General features: G+C 59.1%; 20 protein-coding genes. 2 read left to right on the top strand and 18 right to left on the bottom strand.

The genetic code is table 11. The features are described 5' to 3' along the window. The 9 genes from Q1K49_RS14130 to Q1K49_RS14170 form a co-directional block, all read right to left on the bottom strand. Positions 1-456: FAD-dependent oxidoreductase (locus Q1K49_RS14130; protein WP_300526616.1), on the bottom strand; the 456-nt coding region annotated here is incomplete at its 3' end. A 149-nt stretch (positions 457-605) separates the two neighbouring features. After that, positions 606-2,138 carry a glycerol kinase GlpK gene (gene glpK / locus Q1K49_RS14135; protein ID WP_300526617.1) on the bottom strand — a complete coding sequence of 511 codons (1,533 nt, stop codon included), beginning with the start codon at positions 2,136-2,138 and terminating at the stop codon, positions 606-608. A gap of 74 nt (positions 2,139-2,212) precedes the next feature. Continuing rightward, on the bottom strand, positions 2,213-2,611 hold the full coding sequence (dhaM, locus tag Q1K49_RS14140) for a dihydroxyacetone kinase phosphoryl donor subunit DhaM (RefSeq protein ID WP_300526618.1): 399 nt from the start codon (positions 2,609-2,611) through the stop codon (positions 2,213-2,215). 4 nt (positions 2,612-2,615) lie between these two features. After that, complete coding sequence (dhaL, locus tag Q1K49_RS14145; RefSeq protein ID WP_300526619.1) at positions 2,616-3,248, bottom strand: dihydroxyacetone kinase subunit DhaL; 633 nt, start codon at positions 3,246-3,248, stop codon at positions 2,616-2,618. Positions 3,249-3,257: 9 nt separating this feature from the next. Continuing rightward, positions 3,258-4,256, bottom strand: a complete 999-nt coding sequence (dhaK, locus tag Q1K49_RS14150) for a dihydroxyacetone kinase subunit DhaK (protein ID WP_300526620.1) — start codon at positions 4,254-4,256, stop codon at positions 3,258-3,260. A 95-nt stretch (positions 4,257-4,351) separates the two neighbouring features. Next, the gene (locus Q1K49_RS14155; protein WP_213692875.1) at positions 4,352-4,696 is read right to left on the bottom strand and encodes a hypothetical protein; all 345 of its coding nucleotides are present in this window, start codon (positions 4,694-4,696) and stop codon (positions 4,352-4,354) included. A 4-nt stretch (positions 4,697-4,700) separates the two neighbouring features. Next, positions 4,701-5,102: a hypothetical protein gene (locus tag Q1K49_RS14160; RefSeq protein WP_300526621.1), complete on the bottom strand. Its 402-nt coding sequence runs from the start codon at positions 5,100-5,102 to the stop codon at positions 4,701-4,703. A gap of 309 nt (positions 5,103-5,411) precedes the next feature. Continuing rightward, entirely contained in the window at positions 5,412-5,984 is a 573-nt protein-coding gene (locus tag Q1K49_RS14165) for a glycerol-3-phosphate responsive antiterminator (RefSeq protein WP_300526622.1), read from the bottom strand. 201 nt (positions 5,985-6,185) lie between these two features. Further along, positions 6,186-7,121 carry a hypothetical protein gene (locus Q1K49_RS14170; protein WP_300526623.1) on the bottom strand — a complete coding sequence of 312 codons (936 nt, stop codon included), beginning with the start codon at positions 7,119-7,121 and terminating at the stop codon, positions 6,186-6,188. 213 nt (positions 7,122-7,334) lie between these two features. Between Q1K49_RS14170 and Q1K49_RS14175 the strand changes: the two genes are divergently transcribed. Then, positions 7,335-7,526, top strand: coding sequence for a 2-hydroxymuconate tautomerase (locus tag Q1K49_RS14175; protein ID WP_213692878.1), 192 nt, complete (start codon positions 7,335-7,337; stop codon positions 7,524-7,526). Positions 7,527-7,529: 3 nt separating this feature from the next. Here Q1K49_RS14175 and Q1K49_RS14180 read toward each other — a convergent pair whose 3' ends face one another. The 7 genes from Q1K49_RS14180 to Q1K49_RS14210 all read right to left on the bottom strand — a co-directional run bounded on the left by Q1K49_RS14180 (position 7,530) and on the right by Q1K49_RS14210 (position 18,114). Further along, positions 7,530-8,384, bottom strand: a complete 855-nt coding sequence (locus tag Q1K49_RS14180; protein ID WP_300526624.1) for a lysophospholipid acyltransferase family protein — start codon at positions 8,382-8,384, stop codon at positions 7,530-7,532. Beyond that, on the bottom strand, positions 8,381-9,313 hold the full coding sequence (locus Q1K49_RS14185) for a hypothetical protein (protein ID WP_300526625.1): 933 nt from the start codon (positions 9,311-9,313) through the stop codon (positions 8,381-8,383). The genes Q1K49_RS14180 and Q1K49_RS14185 overlap by 4 nt, the downstream gene beginning before the upstream one ends. Positions 9,314-9,393: 80 nt before the next feature. Then, positions 9,394-10,686 (bottom strand): tyrosine--tRNA ligase, encoded by a 1,293-nt coding sequence (tyrS, locus tag Q1K49_RS14190; RefSeq protein ID WP_300526638.1) that lies wholly within the window; start codon positions 10,684-10,686, stop codon positions 9,394-9,396. 86 nt (positions 10,687-10,772) lie between these two features. Beyond that, positions 10,773-12,290, bottom strand: coding sequence for a hypothetical protein (locus Q1K49_RS14195; protein WP_300526626.1), 1,518 nt, complete (start codon positions 12,288-12,290; stop codon positions 10,773-10,775). Further along, complete coding sequence (locus tag Q1K49_RS14200) at positions 12,283-15,342, bottom strand: efflux RND transporter permease subunit (protein WP_300526627.1); 3,060 nt, start codon at positions 15,340-15,342, stop codon at positions 12,283-12,285. The genes Q1K49_RS14195 and Q1K49_RS14200 overlap by 8 nt, the downstream gene beginning before the upstream one ends. 2 nt (positions 15,343-15,344) lie before the next feature. Then, complete coding sequence (locus Q1K49_RS14205) at positions 15,345-16,406, bottom strand: efflux RND transporter periplasmic adaptor subunit (protein WP_300526639.1); 1,062 nt, start codon at positions 16,404-16,406, stop codon at positions 15,345-15,347. A gap of 94 nt (positions 16,407-16,500) precedes the next feature. Next, entirely contained in the window at positions 16,501-18,114 is a 1,614-nt protein-coding gene (locus Q1K49_RS14210) for an MBL fold metallo-hydrolase (protein ID WP_300526628.1), read from the bottom strand. 174 nt (positions 18,115-18,288) lie between these two features. Here Q1K49_RS14210 and Q1K49_RS14215 point away from each other — a divergent pair, with 174 nt between their 5' ends. After that, positions 18,289-18,813 carry a DUF5698 domain-containing protein gene (locus tag Q1K49_RS14215; RefSeq protein WP_300526629.1) on the top strand — a complete coding sequence of 175 codons (525 nt, stop codon included), beginning with the start codon at positions 18,289-18,291 and terminating at the stop codon, positions 18,811-18,813. Here the strand turns inward: Q1K49_RS14215 and Q1K49_RS14220 are convergent. Further along, positions 18,770-20,200, bottom strand: coding sequence for a sensor histidine kinase (locus Q1K49_RS14220; protein WP_300526630.1), 1,431 nt, complete (start codon positions 20,198-20,200; stop codon positions 18,770-18,772). The genes Q1K49_RS14215 and Q1K49_RS14220 overlap by 44 nt on opposite strands. Next, complete coding sequence (locus tag Q1K49_RS14225) at positions 20,197-20,829, bottom strand: response regulator transcription factor (protein WP_213694134.1); 633 nt, start codon at positions 20,827-20,829, stop codon at positions 20,197-20,199. The genes Q1K49_RS14220 and Q1K49_RS14225 overlap by 4 nt, the downstream gene beginning before the upstream one ends. Positions 20,830-20,888 lie beyond the last annotated feature (59 nt).

Below are 20,888 nucleotides of genomic sequence, written 5' to 3' on the forward strand. Positions count from 1 at the left end.
GTTGTTCACGATTGCTCCGCTCGGCGCCCAGAGCGCCGCCCGGATCTCGCGGCTCGCATGAGGCTCTTTGTCACGCAGCGTATCGCCGGAAATGATCTCCATTCCGGGAACACCGTTCCTTTTCCCCTGATCCAGCAGAACATCCAGATGCCGGATCTCGTCCTCTTCGAAGGCGCAGACGTAGGAACCACATTCCCGAAGGGTGAAGTCGAGCGGTCCCTGCAGTTCGTGAAAGCGTCTGTTCCCGGAAGGACAGAATCGCGCCTTCTGTGTTCCCGGTTTATCGTCATAACCGGCATGAATCATGGCACTGTTCGCCCGACTCGCCCCGGAAGGAATTTCCGCAGCCTTGTCCAACACCGCGACGCGCATCGCATACGCCGAAAGCTCCCTGGCCAGCGCCGCCCCTACGATGCCGGCTCCGATGATGATCACATCGAAGAGCCTTTGAATCACTTCCACCGCCCCCATTTTTGATTCCGCATTTTCGGAGAGAAAGTACGAGCGAGAGGGTGCACGCAACTTCTGCGTGCACCCTCTCGCTCTCTGATCGCACGTATTCGATAGGAATGTCTTTTATACAGGCGTTACATACAGGCTAAGGACTATTCCGTCCACCCCTTGGATTTTTCGACGGCCTTTTTCCAGCCTTTGTACTGGCCCTCCCGCCTTCCCGCCTCCATGAGAGCATTGAACTGGCGATCACTCGCCCAATGGTGCTTCAATTCATCCGTGCTCTTCCAGAAGCCGACCGCAAGACCTGCCGCATAGGCAGCACCGAGAGCAGTGGTTTCGTTCACCACGGGACGATCCACCGTGACACCCAGGATATCCGCCTGCATCTGCATGAGCAGATTATTCTTCACCGCGCCACCGTCAACCTTCAGCGCGGAAAGCTCGACACCGGAATCCTTGTTCATGGCTTCGAGAACATCTCTGGTCTGGTAGCAGATGCTCTCCAGCGTCGCGCGGATAATGTGCTCTTTTCGAATATAGCGCGTCAGGCCGACAATCGCCCCGCGAGCGCTCATATCCCAATAGGGTGCATAGAGCCCGGAGAACGCGGGAACGAAATAGATACCGCCGCAGTCATCGACCTTGCGGGCGAAATGCTCGCTGTCGGGTGCGTCGTCGAAGAGCCGCAGATTATCCCGGAGCCACTGTACAGCCGCGCCGGTGATGGCGATGGACCCTTCGAGAGCATAGGTGCACTTACCCTCGGCGAGGCTGTAACCGGCTGTCGTGAGCAGTCCGTTTTTCGACGGTGTGGGAGTTTCTCCGATATTCATGAGCATGAAACAACCCGTTCCGTAGGTGTTCTTCGCATCGCCCTTGCCGAAACAGGCCTGACCGAAGAGAGCGGCCTGCTGGTCGCCCAGGTCTCCCGCCACGGGAATCTCGGCGCCGAAGGGACCGTCCTTCTTCGTGCTGCCGTAAACGAAACTCGACGGCTTGATCTGGGGCAGCATGGCAAGAGGAACGTCGAGGAACTTGGCCATCTCCTCGTCCCACTTGAGGGTCTCGATGTTCATGAGAAGGGTTCTGGACGCGTTGGACACGTCGGTGACATGAACACCGCCGTTGGGGCCGCCGGTGATGTTCCAGATGACCCATGTGTCGATGTTGCCGAAGAGCAGTTCGCCCTTCGCGGCTTTCTCGCGGGAACCCGGTACGTGGTCGAGGATCCATTTGATCTTGGTTCCCGAGAAATAGGGGCTGATAAGCAAGCCCGTGTGATCCTTCACCTTCCCGCAACCGGTAATGTCCTGACCCCATCCGGGAGTGTTCTTCCATTCCTCGCAGAACTCCTGGGTCCGCATACACTGCCAGACGATGGCATTGTAAATGGGTTTCCCCGTGGCCTTCTCCCAAACAACGGTAGTTTCGCGCTGATTCGTGACGCCGATGGACGCGATCTCCTCGGGGTCGATCTTGCCTTTTTTCAACGCGCCGCGAATGACATCCTGCGTGCGGGACCAGATTTCCATGGCATCATGCTCAACCCAACCGGGCTTCGGATAAATCTGCGCATGTTCCATCTGGTCGGAGCAAACGGGCAGTCCCTTGGAATCGAACACCATGCAGCGAGTGCTCGTCGTTCCCTGGTCAATGGCCACGACATATTTCTTCTCCGTCACCGCACATCTCCTCCTCTTCTTCTGTTGTCCACGAATTTCCCGACCCTAATTCCCACAGACACAAACACCGCAATTTACCGGGAAAGCTTGCTGAGCAGGCGTGCCTCCCCGGCAACCTGAGCGACGCGCTCCAAAGAAGAGCCGATGCTGGCTTCCACACTCGCCATCATCGCGCCTTCCAGAACAGGTGCATCGACGATGAGCACTTTCTTGGCATCGTCACCGAGGAACTCCAAGGCGGACCGGGCGGAAAGAACGGCGCTCCCCAAATCAGGAACGAGAACGACTCCCTCCGCTTTTTCCAGCAGTCCCCCGAGGGCCTCGACAATACCCGGCACGGAGGTTCCCAAACCACCCTCCTCGGTCCCGCCAACGGCACGAACGGGGACAATGCCACCGCTCATCTGCGAAGCGATCTCCGCGATACCTTCCGCCGCCTTGGCACTATGAGAGACGACGCAAATGCCGATCACGCCTCTACCCCCGCAGACCTTCGAGCATTGCCGAAAGGATGAGAAACGTAGAAGTGGCTCCGGGATCCTGATGTCCTGCGGAACGTTCTCCCAAATAGCTGGCGCGGCCCTTTTTCGCCACAAGGGGAATGGTGCGCTTCATGCCTTCTTCGGCGGAAGCGATCCCTTTTTCGAGAACCGCCGGGAGATCCTCGCCATTCGACGCGGCGGCTTTCATGGCTTCCAGCGCCGGTGTCAACGCATCCACCATGGTCTTGTCCTCGAGTTGCGCCTTGCCGAGAGCAAGAATTCCTTTCAATCCCTCTTCGAAAGCCTCCACGAAATCGGCGCTGTCCACTTCCTGCTTCGTCCCGAATTTCATGGACATGCGCATGAACAGAGTTCCATAGAGTGGTCCCGAGGCGCCGCCGACGGAACCCATGAGCGTCATGGCCACATCCTTGAAAACACCACCGACCTCCGTGTAAGCCCCCGCCTTGATTTTTTCTTGAGCTTTCGTAAATCCACGACTCATGTTGATGCCGTGGTCGGCATCACCAATGGCCGAGTCGAGCTCCGTCAAGTATTCCTTGTGCGAGATGATGGCTTCCGTTACGCGCTCGAAAACCTTACGCGCCTGCTCGACGTTCATGGGCATCCAAAGGACCTACTTTCCCCAACGAAGGGCCGGCGTGTGAACGGGATAATCCCAAAGCGCCTTGAGCTGGCTGTCGAGCTTGAGCAATGTGATGGAGAATCCTTGCATTTCCAAGCTCGTGATGTAATTCCCCACAAGTTTCCGGGCAATGCGGATTTTCTTCGCATCGAGGAACTTCACGAGATCGTTGTACAGGAGATAGAGTTCAATGAGAGGTGTTCCGCCCATTCCGTTGACGAATGCCACCACTTCATCGCCCTCGGAGAAGGGGAGGTCGTTCACGATCGCACCAGCCATCATCTCCACGATCTCCTTGGCGGACATAATCTTCATCCGCTTCCGGCCGGGCTCTCCATGAATACCGATGCCGATCTCCATCTCGTCCTCGGGAAGATCGAAAGTCGGCTTGCCCGCAGCCGGAACGGCACAGGAGGTCAACGCCATACCCATGGTGCGCACGTTGGCATTCACCTTCTCGCAAACGGCTTTCACTTCGTCGAGGGATGCACCGAGTTCCGCCATGGCCCCGACGATCTTCTCGGCGAGCACGGTCCCGCCCACGCCGCGACGTCCCGCAGTGTAGAGAGAATCCTGGACAGCCACGTCATCGTCGATGACGACCTGGTCGACGGGGATTCCCTCACCCGCGAGCATGTCCGCAGCCATCTGGAAATTCATGACGTCGCCGGTATAATTCTTGACGATGAAAAGAACACCCTTGCCACCCTGAACCGCCTTTGCCGCCTCGTACATCTGATCCGGCGTGGGGGAGGTGAAGACTTCGCCCGGGCAGGCCGCATCAAGCATGCCGAACCCCACAAAACCGCCGTGGAGTGGTTCGTGACCGCTGCCGCCTCCGGAGATGACCGCAACCTTACAGTTGGGAGCATCGGCCCGAAGAACCGCCTTGATGGAAGGATGGAGCTTCACGAGATCACAATGGGCAGCCTCGAGTCCCGCCAGGGATTCGACAACAATGTCATCCACCTTGTTCATGAGTTTCTTCATGTGGTGCGCCCACCTTTCATTCGGTTGATTTTTCCGGATTGTATCTGCTCCAAAAAGACTTCATGGCGGAAACAAAGTTTCCGCCATGAAGTGGATTATGCCATGATCGAGAGAATCAGACCGCCGAGAAGACCGCCGAGAACGCCCGAAATGAGCGCGGGCACCGCCTTGCCGGGCTTTCCACCCGCCAGCGTGCTTTGAACGAAGAGACCGACGAAGGCAGCCATGGCCATGTCGATCCACACATCACCCGCCTGATGGTGCAATCCGAGCCCGTGATTGAGAAGCCAGGAGACGCCGACAATCCAGAATCCGGCGACCCAGCCGCCCGCGGCGCCGAACACTTCGACCATCTTTCCCCAGGCCACGGCGATCATGAAGGGGAAGAGCGCCGCACCAAAGAGAGTCGAGAGGATGTTTGCAGTGGTCCAACCAGTCATCGTTCTACGCCTCCTTCTTGCCGGCGCTCAGGAGCCAGTAGGCCAGGAGTCCGCCGATGCAGGCGCCGACGAACTGAACGGCGAGCGTCTGCATGGAGGGAAGGAAATCGCCGCCGGTGAAGATCCCCTGGGCAGCCCGGACGGGGCCATCCTTGGTGACCTGGACGATGCCGCCGAATATGGCGGACAGTCCGATGGGAAAGGCCATATCCACCCAGGACCCCTCGGGATCGTTGGGAATCGCGCCGCAGAAATGATTAATGAACCAAGCGATCGGAATGATCGTACCGGCGGCGAAGAAGCCGCCCCACCAATTGAGATGATAGAGCACTGAAGGCCAGATGACAAAGACACCCACGCCCGCAAAGGCACCACCGAACGCACCGACGATAATGCGCTTCCACATACGAGTACCCCTCCTTTACTTGATCGGAAATCGATCAGTCGCAACACTCCGGTGACGGCGCAGTCTTCCTCGCATACACCCCCCTTCGCCCCTTTATAAAAAATTAATAATTAAACAAGAATAAAAAAGAGAGCACGCAACACGGTCATCTGACCGGCGCCTGCTCTCTTTTCTCTCTAGAGGGCCGTCGCAAACAAAATCATCAAAACTTTTTCTACTGTGATCTCCGGTCGACCCACTCTCGCCGGACATAACAGCTCCCCCCGGCCAAGTGAAAGAACCGCGCTCCTTCAGAATCCAAGAAAAACCTCACCACAACACGCTTTGGCTTGTCGAAACTCCTACGGCACCGCGTTTGAGAATGCTGTGCACCTCACCGATCTCCGTAACGAGCCCCCCGGCAATAAGAGGAACTGCCATGTCCTTGAGCATACGCTCCGGTAAAAGCGGAACACTCAATGCCGGAAGGACTTCGACAAAATCAGGCATGCTCTGTGCAGCCAAGTCACGTCCTTTGCGCAAAGCCTCCGAATCAAGGAGAAACACGCGGAGCACCCGCAATAAACCCGCTTTCTTCGCCCATTCAAGAACAGTTCGATGCGTGCTGATGACCCCATGCGGGGCAATCGTATCAACCAGATAATGAATCCCCGCAGAATCCGTTTTCAGCCCTTCCACCAAATCCACGTGGACGAAAACGACATGTCCCGCTTCGGACAACTGAGCAACGTTTTTCTGGAGGTCAAGGATCGAACTTTCCAAAACGAAAACGCACCGCGGCGCACCTTTGAAAAGCCTCGTGATGTCCCGTCCGGTCCGTATTGCCGGAATGACAGGCCGTTCCTTGAGAATTTGGCGCACTCGGGCTATCCGTTCCAGCACACCGCAACCTCCCCGAAACATATTTTCTGCATCCGTATCCGCTTCACTCTGTTTCAAGTAATCGTTTCGTAACTGGCGTTCCGCTAAGTATAGTACAACGTTTTCTCCGCAGAGACAAGCCTCCCCCTGTGTGCAATTGTTCACGTATTGCACAGGCCCGAAAGCACATCATCGTTTCTTCTCCACGGAAGTGCTTTTTCTCTATACAGGAGAAAGACCTGTCACGAGAGACGTCCCACCATAGATTCTCATCCGCTCCCACGCATCGGTCGCCTCCAGAAAACCCCAGGCGGCGAAGACCATTTCCCGAAGAGACAGGCCCTTTTTCCCTCTCAGGTCATCCCACATGGAGACAGTGAGATAGAGCCATACACGAAGAGGGACATGCTCCTCCTTGCCGCTCCGCCCCAACCCGTTGTGCCAAGCCTGAATCAGGTAGCCTCCGGGCCCCTTGAGCAAGACAGGATTTCCATCCTCCCCGTCCAGGGAACGAAGCTGCTCTCCGGAGAAACCGATCCCCAGAAGGTCCGTCACGGAAGTTTCATCCGGCTGTCCCGTGAGGAAAAACCACATGCGCGGGAAACGGAGTGCGGAATCAAAAGAGAGCCGGGCAAGACGAACCCACATTTTGATGCGGAGAATCATTTCAGGACCACCCCAGAGCAACCCCATACGAAAACCCCAATATGCAGCCCGAAGGATCACGTCCTCTTCCACCATCTCCCGAAAGGTTTCTTCGTCTTTCAGCAACGGCGCGAGAACACAGGTGGAATCCTCCTGCAACGCATCGCGCACCAACGCCGCCGCCGCATCGTGATTCCCCGGCGGCGAAAGACGGTTCAGCAATTCCCTGCGCAACAGCGTCACGACGGAAGGCTTGATGTGGACATCCCCCAGGAAAGGCACGTGCAATTTCTTGGGCATTCCCTCGTACAGGGAGATCTCCTCCCACTCGGAACCGTCCGGCTTTCCCCACAACCACCGTTCGAAGCTCTCGAACTGGTCGGTACCAACGAGAACACGGTTGTACTGGGCGAGAAGAACCACGTGGGGCCGGCCCCTCTCGGGCAGGTTCATGACGGATACTTCGCCGGGCAACCGGACGACATCGCCGTTCGTGAGCAGCTCGAAAAACAAGTCCGTCATCTCCTTTCCCGTAGACACTCCAAAAATCGAAAAACTCCACATCACCTCGATAAAACCTTATCGCAAGATTGCCCGAGACGCAAGTTCCGAAAGTCCCGTTCTCTTTTTTCTCTGTCGGAAAAAGGCTATGATGTTCTCGGTCGACAGCACTCCGACACACGCGGTCGAGTGCCGCCGCATTTTGAGCTTGAAGGAGGTTTTCCCATGCCTATCGTGGAAATTCATTTGATCAAGGGAAGGACATTGGAACAGAAACGTCTCCTCGTCGCATCCGTGACGAAAGCGATCACGGAAAGCCTCGCTGCTCCCCCCGAAACGGTGCGAATCATTCTCAGCGAGATGGAAAAGGACGACTACGCCATCGCGGGGACCCTTATGTCAGACAAGGGACACTAGGCGTCAGAAATCCCACCGGCGGTGCAGCCAAAGCCACTGCTCCGGATGCTGTCGGACGAATTCTTCTATGCGAAGGTTGGCTTCTTCGGTCATTTTGGAGATGACCTCGCTCCGGGCCATTCCCTGAGGCACACAAAGGGGGGCACCGGCAATAACCTCATGGCGAAAGGGCTCCTTCCTCCACGAGGCCACGGGAACAACAGGCACTCCGGCGAGAATGCCGAGAGCCGCCGCCCCCACGTAGGTCAGACTGGGAATGCCGAAGAAGGGAGCCGTGATCCCCTCCGGAGGGCTCGCCTTCTGATCCGCGAGAATGCCTACGAAGGCCCCTTTGCGGAGAAGATCCACAACCTTCTTCATGTGCTCGTTTTTGGAGATGGTGACGAGGCCTACTCTTCGTCTGTGGGCCTCGGTCATCTCCTCCATGGCGGGGTCGTCATGTCGCCTCACGATGGAATGAATGGGATAGCCCCGTCCGGCCAGCCATCCCGCAAGCAGCTCCCAGTTGCCCAAATGGGCGGTGAGCACGATGAGTCCTTTTTTCCGGGCGGCGTAGTCATCGAGCAGCTCCACCCCTCTCCCCGGGGAAAACCATTGAAGCACTTCCTCCGGATTTCTCTGAAGCGCAAAATATTCAGCGGTGCTCCACGCGATGTGTTCGTAGAGTTTTCCCAGGATCTGCCTTCTCCACGCCTCATCCGACTCGGGGTAGGCAGCCTGGAGATTTCGAAGTGCCACGCCGCTTCTGGGATGAAAGGTGGACAAAAGCCCCCCGAGAACATTTCGCACCGTACGGGAACGCCATCCGGGCCGTACCCAGCCATCGAGAAAACGCACCAACCAGAGAAGTGCTCTCAATGCTCCACACCCCGCAGTGTGTTGTAGAGTGCCAAGAGAGCCCCGAGGGACCGCGACGGGGGAAACTCCTCCTCGATACGATGTCGGGCCCTCGCCGCCACCGTCCGTCCCTCCGCACCGAGACCCCGCTCCACAGCCTCTTTCCACGCCGACACCACGCCACTCGTTCCTCTGAGATCCACAGCGACATACCCGTTCCGCCCCAGGAGTTCATCCATAAAGGGGGAAGGTTCGCTCACCGTCGCGACCGCAAGCAACGCCGCCTCGGCGGCAAGCCACGAATCGGCCGCATCGGGCTGGGCGGGAAGGACGAGGAGACCTCCTCGTTCCCGCCAGTGCACGAAGAGTCCGTCGTTGACGGGCAGTGTCTCGCTTTCTCTGTCCGGCGGCAGCCCCAGGGCGATCCAGAGAGCGGCACGCCGTCTCTCCCGCAACATCTCCTGGCACCCTGGAGACCAGCGCCTCTGCGACGGTGCCAGAACCGCCACGTGAGGCCCTTCGCCACCGGCGGAGGGAAGGGACGCTTCAAGGTTCCACAAGAGCTGCTTGTCGAACAGTGGCGGCAGGTAGGTCTCCGCCTGTCGCGTCTGGTGTTGGGAAGCGACGCTGGGAAACCCGACCCACCGGTCGAAGGTTCTCCATTGAGTGTGCACGGTTCGGGCCCGCAACGCCACCACTCCCGACCAGGGAGGCAGCTTTCCCCAGAAATGCCACAGTCGCCCGGAAAAAAGGATCTTCGCCAGACGTTCGCCCTGTCCCAAAGCATGCCAATACTCCACAGGCAACGCTTCGTTCCACGCTCCCGCACCGACGTCGAGGATACGCACATCCTCGCCGGAAGAGCGCATCTGCCGCGCGAACCCCCGCAGGACAATACGTTCCCAGGGCGTGCATTCCTTCGACACGCACCATGTGATGGTCTGTTTCACCGAGCCACCTCCCTCGAGGTTTGCCCCTTCCCTGGATGACGAAGGGGCATCATCCGGAACGCCCCTGGGAAAATGGTGCGTCACTCCTTACTGTTTTCTCGTACTCGGACCATGTGAAAACGCCGCTTGCCGAGACGGAAGAAGAGGTACCCGCCGTGAAGAACGTGGGCAGTATCCACGAGAGCGTTCTCGTCGGCAATCCTGTCACCGTTCAGGAGCACCCCGCCACCCCGGACGAGTCTCTTGGCCTCTCCCTTGCTGCCGCACGCGCCACACTCCGCCAGGACATCCGTCACGGGAACGGAGAGCTTCTCCACATCGCTGCAGGGAACCTCTCTCTCCAGAACCCGGAGCATCTCCATGGTAAGATCTTCGGGAGCGAACTGCCCTCCGAAGAGAATCTCACTGGCGCGCCGTGCCTCCCGAGCTGCAGATTCTCCGTGGACCGTCTTCGTGACCTCCCAGGCAAGAATTCGCTGGGCTTCCCTCGTTTCAGGCCTCCGTGCATGTTCCGTCTCGACGGCCACAATCTCCTCCAACGGCAGAAACGTGAACAACCGGAGCAGTTTGGAGACGTCCCGATCATCCGCGTTGATCCAGAACTGGTAGAAGGCATAGGGGCTCGTCTTTTCCGGCGCGAGCCAGACCGCGCCATCCTCGGTCTTGCCGAATTTCGTCCCTGACGCAGAGAGAAGAAGCGGATAGGTGACGCCGTAGGCATCCTGACCGGCCTTCTTCCGGATCAGGTCGATTCCTGCGATGATGTTCCCCTGCTGGTCGTTGCCGCCCATCTGGAGACGGCAGTTCTCTTCCATGCGCAGGTGATAGAAGTCATAGGCCTGGAGAAGCATGTATCCGAACTCCGTGTAGGAGATGGATTTTTCCGGATCCTCGATGCGGCTCCGCACGTATTCCCGGGAGAGCATGTAATTCACCGTGAAATGTTTTCCCACGTCCCGGAGAAAATCCAGAAGCCCGATCTTTCCGAGCCAGTCGTAGTTGTTGATGATCTTTGCACTCGTGGAACCGCAGTCGAAATCGAGAAAGGCTTCAAGCTGCCTGCGTACGCCCACGAGATTTTGCTCGACCGTCTCCAGCGTGAGGAGATTCCGCTCCCTGCTCTTTCCGGAAGGATCCCCGATCAGGCCTGTTCCGGCGCCCGCGATCGCGATGGGACGGTGTCCCAATCGTTGCAGCCAGGCAAGACCCATGATGGGCACCAGATGTCCCACGTGGAGGCTGTCTCCGGTGGGATCGAACCCGATGTACCCTGTTACCGTTTCCGTTTCAAAAAGATGCCCCAACTCCTGGGGAGCGCTGCACCATTCGACGAATCCCCGTTCCTGCATCACCTCAAGCACATTACGCCCCAACACACAACGCCTCCTTCATGCTCTTCGGGCAGAATTCGAAAACAGGACACCAGTGGTCTCGATCCGCACGTTGACGTGTTCACTTACTACGACTCGGGGAAGTTCCAAGAGAGCATACCCTTTCCCAAGGTGAAAAGCAGGAAAACGATACGTTTCACAGAATGCACCTTCTCCAGGAGGCGTATCGCCGTATTCATGTTTTCGGCTCTCCGCAACCCGAGCTGTTCTCCGACCCTTCCCGCAGCCTGAAGTCCCGAGAGCCCTTCATACAGGGCAGCGACATCACAACAGACCCACAGAAGTGCCTTCTCGTTCTTCAGCTCTGGAACCAGCTCGGCGGGGGAAACGCCCCCGGCGAGCGATTCGGGTTCCGCCACACCGAGTACTGCCATATCCGGTGACGCAGCGGCCACGAGAGAAAAGGGCACGGAAGATGTCCCGCCCTCGGGAAATCCCTTCAGAGGATCCGGATCGGGCAGGAAGAGAAATGGCCCCTGGCGCCAGAACCGTTTTGCGAAACGCATGCCCACTTCGCCTCTCCCCGGAAACTGCGCCACGAAAGCGGGAGCGGGAAGAGAAAGATACTGGGCACGGCCACCGACACCGAACAGAATCGGCCCGGCCAGCAGAGCCCCCGCATCCGCGGAGGTCAGTCCGAGCCTTTCGAGGGAACGCGTCAGTTCCATCACGCTCGGATGTTCCACCGCAAGGGCATATTCGGGAATCATCCCTCCCGCCGCGGCAAAAAACGGCTCGGGGAGGAGCATCGCCTCGGTCCATTCGCGCGGCGCAAACGCAGCTTCCCATGCCGGGTCCAGCTCCAGGCCGGGACCCTCCAGTGTCCAGACAAGACGTCCCTTTCCATCCTCCGTCGTCCATGCCGCCTCGATCGTCGTCTCCGCGGAGTGGGGACCTTCCGAAGGGGTCAGGAACCCTGCATCGCCGCCCCGGAGATGACCTCTCCATTCGGGATTCAGCCGCCACGCAAGTTCCGGGGAAGATACCGTCCCACGAAGAAGGGAAAATGTCCGCTCAAGAAGGTCGGGCGAGGATGCGCCGACAAGAAGATCTTTCCGTAGGTCGAGAAAGATCGTGAACACACTCCCTCTCTTCAAACGCATTTCCCGGTTCCCCGTGCCCGAATCGACCTGTATCTCCAGCTCCGGGAGCGGAACGTTCCACCGGGAAGGGACCTTCCCCCGGGCCAACGCCGCGCCGTCTTCGTCGGAAAGACGGGCGACGAAACCCATCTGTGCCGTCCCATCATGCCATTCCGCGATGGCGCCGAAATGCCCCCAGAAACGGGCAAGAAGGAGAAAGCGCCGCAGCATGTCGGAAATTCCCACGGGAGAATGCTCGAGCAAAACCCCTATCCCGCCGAACTCGGAAAAATTCCCGACTTCTTCCAACAGTTCCGGAAGAAGCGCCGGAATCTGCGTCCCCTCCGCCTGGAGAAGAAGCCGGGGAACCCTTGTCTCGGAAAAGGGTGGCAGCACTCCGTCTCCGGGCACAGAGGAGGGTGCCTTCCCGAAATAGACGGCTCCCGCAACGAGAATTCCCCCCACGACAAGAAGAATTCCCCAGAAGAACAGACCTTTACGCATCCTGAAGCCTCCTTCGGATGAACCGTTCCCGAAGACGCCACATGCCCGCGTAGATGGGAGGGATGAGAAAAACCGCGAGCGTTCCTCCCGCGAGAAGACCTCCGCAGAGCACGATGGCCATCGGTGCCCGATATTGTCCTCCCGTGCCAAGCCCCAAGGCAAGAGGCAACATGGCGATCAGGGTCGTCACATCGGCCATGATGACAGGGCGCAGCCGCACCGAAACCGCCTCTTCCACGGCGAGGGCGGGATCCTTTCCGTCTTTTCTGAGGATCTCCGCATAGTCCACGATGACGATGGCATTGTTCACCACAAGCCCCACGAGCATGACCATTCCGAGAAGTCCGTAGATGGACACCGCCACCCCCGACAGCAGGAGCGCCGGATAAACGCCGATGACGGCAAGGGGAACGGTGAGCATGATGACGAGCGCGTAAATATATGATTCGAGGATGCCGGCGATCATGAGAAAGGTCAGCACCACAGCCATGCCGAATGCCGCGTAAAGCCTTCCGTAGTTCTCCTGAATGTCCTCGGCTTCTCCGCGAAAGAGAAAACGATATCCTGGCGGAACGGCCAGCACATCCAGTTTTTTCCGGAGATCCGTCACGACATCGCCGACGCTTCTGCCCGCCACATCGGCATTCACCGTCACTGTTCGCTGACGGTCCAGGCGGTAGATGGCCGTGGGTCCCTGCGTGTACTCCACTTCGGCGAGTTCCCCGAAAGGCACGAACCCCCCGGGTGTCCACACCGGAAGTCCCGCGACCACCGAGGGATTGGCGCGAAACGCGGGATGGAGCTGTACGAGAATGTCGTATTCGAGCCCCTGGTCGCGAAACACGCCGGATTCGATGCCGCTCAGGTAACCCCGAAGCTCCTCCGCCACGTCCTTGAGGGAAATTCCCAGCTCAGCGAAGCGATTGTGCCGGGGAATCAGGCGGATTTCCTGCCTGCCGACCTTCCAGTCCGTGTCGATGTCCACCAGCCCTTCCACAGTGCGCATGGCATCCTTGACGCGTTCGGAAAGCGCGCTGAGTTCGTCAAGATCTTCTCCCGCGATAGTCACTTCAACGGGTTTTCCTCGGGATCCGCCCCGCTGGGAAGCCACTTCGACGGAGATGTCCGCATCGGCGACATCCGCAAACCTTCTCCGCCATTCCGAGGCGATGCGAAAGGCGGAGGGCCGCTCGCTCTCGTCCACCAGATACACGCGAACTCTTCCACTGTTCACACCGGATCTTCCGCCGGCCAGAGTGGTACTCATGGAGCGGATGCGGGGATCTCCCGCAAGGGTGGCTTCCACATGCCGGAGCACTTCATCCGTGGCCTCCAGAGATGCCGTGCTCGACAAAGTCACCCCGATGGCGATGGTTCCCTGATCGACCCGGGGAGCGTACTCGAACCCCACCTGTTGCGAGAGCATCAGTGATCCCGCGAAAAGCAGAACGAAAAATCCCACGGTGAGCAGCGGGTGCCTCATGGCCCTTCCCAAGAGAAGGTGATGCAGATCCTCGAGTCCTCCGTAGAGCCATTGCCACCATCCCGTGAGGAAACGCGCCGTTCGGGAAACAGGCTTTCCTTCGCTGCCGAGACGGGCCGCCGCCATGGGCGTCACCGTAAAGGCCATCCACAGGGAAAAGAGTGTCGAGAAAACCACGGTGAGCGCGAACTCCCGGAACATCTGGCCCACCATCCCCCCCATGAAGGCAACGGGAATGAAGACACCCAAATTCGTCGCCGTTGTGGAGAGCACGGAGGCGGCGATCTCCTTCGTCCCCTTGATCGCCGCCGACTTCGGCCCTTCGCCAAGCTCCCGATAACGATAGATGTTCTCCAGAACGAGAATGGAGTTGTTCACCAGAACACCCACCGACACGGCGAGGCCGAGAGTGCTCATGATGTTCAGGGTGAACCCCGCGAGATACATGGGGATGAACGTGGCGATGACGGCCGTCGGCATCGCCACGGCCACCGCCACCGTAGCTCCCATGCGCTGGAGGAAAAGAAAAAGGATGAGCGCCGTCAGGACGGTTCCTGTGATCATGTCCCGGATGACGTTGCGGATCGCCTTCTCGACGAATTCGCTCCCGTCGTACACCACACCGATGGAAAAGCCTTCGGGGAGGGAACGTTCAAGGCGGGCGAGTTCCCGTCGCACATCCCCCGCGATACGGACAATATTCTCGTTGGGACGAGCCACGAGTTCCAGCAGGACCGCATCCCTTCCATCGTAGCGGGCTCTGGTCCGTTCCTCGGCAAAACCATCCTCCACGGTGACCACGTCACCAAGACGGAGAGAGCGCCCCCCGTGCAGAGAAATACCTATCTTTCCCAGATCCTCCGGGCGCGCGGGTTCTCCCACCACCCGCACCGTGGTCTCCCGAAAACCGCTTGCGATGTGTCCCGAAGGAGAGTTGAAATTCGTATCCTTCACGAGGTTCGAGAGCTTCTTTAGACTCAACCCGTGGGTACGCAGCGTCAGAGGCGTCACGTTCAGGTGGATCTCCCGGACACGCCCCCCGAAAAGATCCACCGCCGCCATACCCGGCACCTGTGTGAGCGCCCGGGCGATGCGATCGTCCGCCATGTCCCGAACCCGGTGTGCGGGAAGCGGAGAGTTGACTACGAGAATCAGAAAAGGCCGGGCATTGATGTCGAATTTCCTGACCACCGGTTCGTCCGCATCGTCGGGAAGCGCCGCCGTGATGCTCTTGACCCGGGTGGAAATGTCGAGAGTCGCCTGGGTGATGTCCGTTTCGTAGGCGATCTCCGCCATCACATAGGCCATCCCCTCCAGCGCATAGCCGGTGATCTTTGTGACACCCTCCACAGTGGCGATGGCATCCTCCACGGGGCGCACCACGAGTCGCTCCACCTCGAGGGGATTGGCCCCCTTGTAGGGAACCCGCACCTGCACGACGGGAATATCGAGCTTGGGGAGGAGCGTCACGCCGAGACGCGAAAAGGAATAAAGTCCGAGAAGCACGGCGATGATCATGATCACCGACGTCAGAACAGGCCTTCGAACCGAGATCCCGATGAAATCCATCGTCACTGTCCCTGAATCCAGATTTTCGCCCCGGGGAAGAGACGTTCCGCCCCCTTGAAGACGACCCGCTCGCCCCCTTCGAGGCCGAAGACGATGCGGGTTCTGTTGTCCCGGGTGTCATCGATGCGGACCTCCCGCTCCTCCGCCACATCTCCGGAGACGACGTACACCACATGGCGCGTCGCCAGGGGGCGCACCGCTTCGTAGGGGAGGGAGACCGCATCCTCCAGGGCGAGAAGCCGTAACTGTCCCTCCACGACAGCGCCGGGGAGCAACCCCGATCCCGAAGGAAGGGAGAAGACCGCCGCGTAAAGCCCTGTCGTGACATCCGCCTGAGGATCGAGACGCTTGAAACGGGCATCCACCCACCCGTTCACGTGAGAACGCACCATGACCTTCGGATTCGGCGGGATTCGGGGGAGATCGCCGGGAGCAACGTCCATCACGGCTTCGAGGTCATCCAGGTCGGCCACGACAAAGAGCGATTTGCCCGGGGAGACGAGTTCCCCAGGCTCCACCGTACGGCTGAGAACGATTCCCCCCACCGGGGCCGTCACCTTGTGGCGCGAAAGACCCGTCTGGGATTCCGCGAGGCGCGCCCTGGCCTCCTGAGCGGCGGCGAAAGCGGACTCCACCTCCCGCATGCTCGTACCTCCCGCGGCGTGGAGGGAGCGAAGCCGTTCGTACTGAGCCTGGGCCTCGGCGCTCCTAGCCCTCAGCGCAGCCATGTTCTGTGCCGCCGTCCGCGTGTCCAGCGTGACGAGCACCTGCCCCTTCGTCACACGATCTCCCACGTTGACATCCACGGTCAGGGCGTATTCCTGCCGATCCGATGCCACCGAATGAGGGTTGGCCGTTTGCACGCGTCCATAGAGAGAGATCCAGGACTCCCAATACCCCTTCTCGGCGGTGACCACCGTTACGGGCATCCCTCGCTCCGCCTTGATGGCCGCCACACTCACCGGCGGAGCCGGCTTTTCCCTCGAAAGGGCTTTCCATGCTCCCAAGCCGATCCCCCCCAGGAGAAGGAAAACCCAGAAAAGCATTCCCGCATAACGTTTCACCAAGAACCACATCCTCCTCTGCCGGTTTCGCCCCGTTGCCGTCACCCTCCGTACAAACGAAAGCAACCGACCGGTCAAAGGCTCTCCCGACGTCTCAGCTTGCCCGCCCCCGGGCTTTCTCGGTCATTCTGTCCCGAACAATCTGCAGAAGCGTTCGCGAGGACTCGAGAAGAGGAAGCAGATCCTCGTCGGGAAGGTCATCCGCATCCTGGATGTCGGAAGCAATGATCGCCACGTCGGAAAGAAGCCGTTTCGCCGCCGCCTCCTTCGATCCGGGAAAGACGGGAACGATCGCTTCAGGGGCAAAGGCATGCTCCGCCTCCAGTGCGAACTCCTGCCCCGGTGTGGGCACTTCCGCCCGGAATCCGAGCCCCGTCAGTCCTTCCGCGAGAGAACGGGACGACTTCAGCTCTCCGTGGGTTACGATGAAGAGGGGACCGTTGGCGAAATTTCCCGCCCACTTCAGAAGGTCTCTTCGGTCTGCGTGGGCAGAGAAGCCATTGATCGTATGCAGTCGCGCTTTCACGCTGATTTCTTCTCCAGCGATGCGCACGCGCTTCACTCCGTCCACAAGGCGTCGCCCCAGCGTTCCCTGTGCCTGGTACCCCACGAAGCAAACATGGCATTTCTCGTTCCACAGGTTGTGCTTCAGATGGTGCACGATGCGTCCTCCGTTGCACATGCCGCTTCCGGCGAGAACCACCGCACGGTTCACACTGTTGATGTCCCGAGACTCCTCCGCATCAGAAATGTACCGGAGTTGTTCCGGCGAGAAGGGATCGTTCCCCCGGTGCACATGGCCCTGGATTTCGGAAGAGAGAAGGTTCATGTGCTTCCGATAGATCTCCGTGGCGCGAACCCCCATGGGGGAATCGAAGAAAATGGGAATCCCGTTCTCCAGAACCCCTTCCTTCTGCAGGAGCATGATCTCATACAGAACCCGCTGCGCACGGTACACCACGAAGGTGGGAATGAGTACCTTCGACTTACTCCGGAGAGCGAGTCTCATGATCTCCCTGAATTCGTCGCGACTTTCCGCATTTGTTCTGTGAAGGCGATCTCCGTAGGTGGATTCGATGATCACGTAGTCCGCATCCTCGATCAGGGCGGGATTTCGTTCCATCACCGTCTCCTGGGGACCGAGATCTCCGGAGAAGACGACCTTCACCTCTTTTTGCGACGCGCCTTCGGAAAGCCAGAATTCAAGCACCGCGCTGCCCAGGATGTGCCCTGCATCACGGAAACGGACCTTGACACCAAGCGCTAGGGAGATGACGTCGTCGTAGCTTGCGGGGACAAGATGTCCCAATGCCTTCGTCACATCCTCCTGATCATAGAGCACGTCCACCGGGGGCAAGCCTTTTCGCGCATTCTTTCTGGAACGCCATTCCGCCTCTTCCTTCATGAGATGGGCGGAATCCGCCCAAAGGACTCTGACGAGCTCCGCCGTGGGAAGCGTAGCCCGGATCGCCCCTGAAAATCCCTGTTTTACCAGAAGCGGAGCTCTTCCCGTGTGGTCCAGATGGGCGTGGGTGAACACCACGGCGGTAAGGCTCTCCGGGGCGAAAGGAAAGGGCTCCCTGTTCAGCCGGTCTTCGTCCTTGCCCTGATGAAGACCGCAATCGACGAGTATCCGGCTCTCTCCGACTTCAAGCAGATAACTCGAACCGGTGACTTCACCGGCAGCTCCGAGGATACGTAATCGCATAGCCGTGCCCGAAGGGCTCCCTCCTCTCGCAAATCAAAGCGTGTCGTTCCGGATTCCGGTACCGAGGACATCTCCGATCATCCCGGAGAAAACGGCCTTTTCCGGGGTTCCGTCTTCAGGGAGGACCATGTACACTATACAGGAATTCGAGTTCCCTCCCAAAGGAGCATCGCCATGAACATAGACATGATCGGGCTTCTGATGATTTTCGGCGCTCGAATCCTCGACGTGAGCTGCGGCACCTTCCGAATTCTCCTCCTCGTGCGGGGAAGGCGCTTCATCGCAGCCTGCATCGGGTTCTTCGAGGTCATGCTCTACATGGTGATTCTCGGCTACGTCATCGGTGGAGGCAAACCTCTCGAAATACCCCAGCTCATCGCCTACTGCGGGGGGTATGCCATGGGAAACTTTCTCGGAGCGTTTCTTGAGGAACGGCTTCTGAACGCCTTCGTCCTCCTTGAGGTCATCTCCGAGCGCAACGAGGAAACCTTCGACATGATCAAAACCCTCCGGGAAGAGGGATTCGGCACGACGGTCCTCACAGGAGAAGGACGCACCGGCGTCCGCTACGTCATCAAGGTGATCTGCGGGCGAAAGGATATCCAGACAGCCACGCGCATCATCGGTGACAAGGGATTTGTCTTCGTCTCCGACGTCAAGGGAGTTTGGGGGGGGCACTTTCGGATGAAGCGGAAATGACCCCTGTCCCGTCCTCCAGGGGGAGTGTGCACCGTACGCGGGTTCCTTCGCCCGGAGCGGACCGGACGATGATCTGACCGCCCGAAAGAGTCATCCGTTCGGACATGTTCGCAAGTCCACGGTGTCCTTGAACACGCAGCGTCGTGAAATCGGACACCGGAGAAAATCCTTTGCCGTTGTCCTCAATGTCCAAAATGAAATGGCGCCCCTTTTCGTCCCGATATCCCCGAATCTCGATCCGTGTGGCTTCGCCGTGGCGCACCGCATTGTGCACGGCTTCCTGCGCAACCCGAAAGAGCGTGAGCACGCTTTCTGCGGGAAACACACCCTCGACGCTCTGGTCGCATTCCACGGAAACATCCACGTCGAGATGCCCCGCAAAGCGCTCTCCCATTTCCGTGAGCGCCTGGGAAAGCCCCAGATCAAGCCATGGCGGGGACAGTTCATCGCAAAGCCCCCGCAGTTCCCGCACCACCAACCCCGCTCCCTCTTCGGCGAGAGAGAGACGCCGAAGCTGTTCTTCCTGCGTCGTCGCTCTCTTCGTGAGGTGCAATTGCTGAATCAGGGCCGTCACATCCTGAAGCGGTCCGTCGTGAATCTCCATGGCAAGACGTCCCCGCTCTTCCTCCTGGACACGCACCATGTCGGTGACGTAACGACGCATAAGATGTGCCTTCTCGATGGCGGTCTGTGCAAGATGCTTCAGAACGGCGCGAAGGCGGCGGATTTCGAATACGGCCCCCGGCTCGTCCGCCGCAGGAAGATCCTCGCCCCAACGGAGACGGGAGACCTCGGTCTCGAGTGCCTTGAGAGGACTGATGAGCCATCGCCAAAGCGCCCACACCGCCAGAAGCGCCGCAATGGCGAACACACCCACCATGACGGCCCACAGCGTGCCGTAGCGAAGCATCGGCCCGAGAAGCTGCTCCCAGGAAACCGCAGCCACCACGTACCATCCCACGTCCCCGACGGGGTAGACTGCGATAGTGTACACGTTGCCCCTGTCGCGGATCTCCATGGCTCTTCCGAGAGGCACCTGCCCCGGAAGAATGTGCGACAGTGATTCCGCTCCCGGCGATGCGGTGAGGACACGCCCCTCCCCATCCACAACGGCTACCCATCCCGGCAGCGAAAGCCGCCAGGACAGAAGCCTCGTGATCGTGAGCAGAGAAGGAGTCACTACCTGCTGCCCCGGAAAGCGCCTGGAAATCCCCCATCCAGGATCCAGGCGTGATGCGACGGTTTCTGCAAGATCCTGGACGTAGGAATGCGCCACGAGCTGCATAGCCCGTTCGTGCTCCACAATGCCCATCCCCGCCGCCAGAAGTGTCGCCACTGAGGGAAGAAAGATTGCGAGGACAAGGACCACCAGGAGATGGCGTTTCACTCGAGCAGCTCCTCCATTGTGACGATACCGTATTTCAGGGCCAGCAACATCGCCTCGGTCTTGTTCTTTGCCCCGAGTTTGTCATAAATCGACGCCAAGTGGGTCTGAACCGTCCTGTCGCTGATGAAGAGTTCCTGTGCCACTTCCTTGCTGGAGTGCCCTTTCGCCGCCAGGAGAAGCACTTCCCTCTCCCGGGTAGAAAGAGGTTCGGGGGTGAAATCCCCGCCTTCCATGCTCCTGGAGACCTCGCTGTCCAGATAAATTCCGCCGCCGGCCACGACCCGAACCGCTCGGGTCAACTCCTCGGGCGTCGCGGTCTTCAGCACATACCCTTTGGCACCTGCGCGCAACGAGGCGACCACATACTGCTGCGCATCGTAAGATGTGAGCATGAGAGGCACCACGGGAAGACGTGCCTCCTTTATTTTTCGGGCCACCGCAACGCCGTCCTCCTTTGGCATGCGGATATCCAGAAGGGCCACGTGAGGTTTCAACGCCCGGATCTTTTCCCAGGCTTCCTCCCCGTCCCCGGCCTCACCCACCAGTGTCATGTCCTGTTCCTTCTCCAGATACGCGGCAATTCCCGATCTCGTGAGAGGATGATCGTCCGCCAGAAGCAATCGAATCACACTCCACACCTCCTCCCGGATTTTTAAAAAAGAGCTTCTCCCACTTGGAAGAAACGTTC

The sequence above is a fragment of the Aminiphilus sp. genome (genome assembly GCF_029975095.1).
GTDB lineage: Bacteria > Synergistota > Synergistia > Synergistales > Aminiphilaceae > Aminiphilus.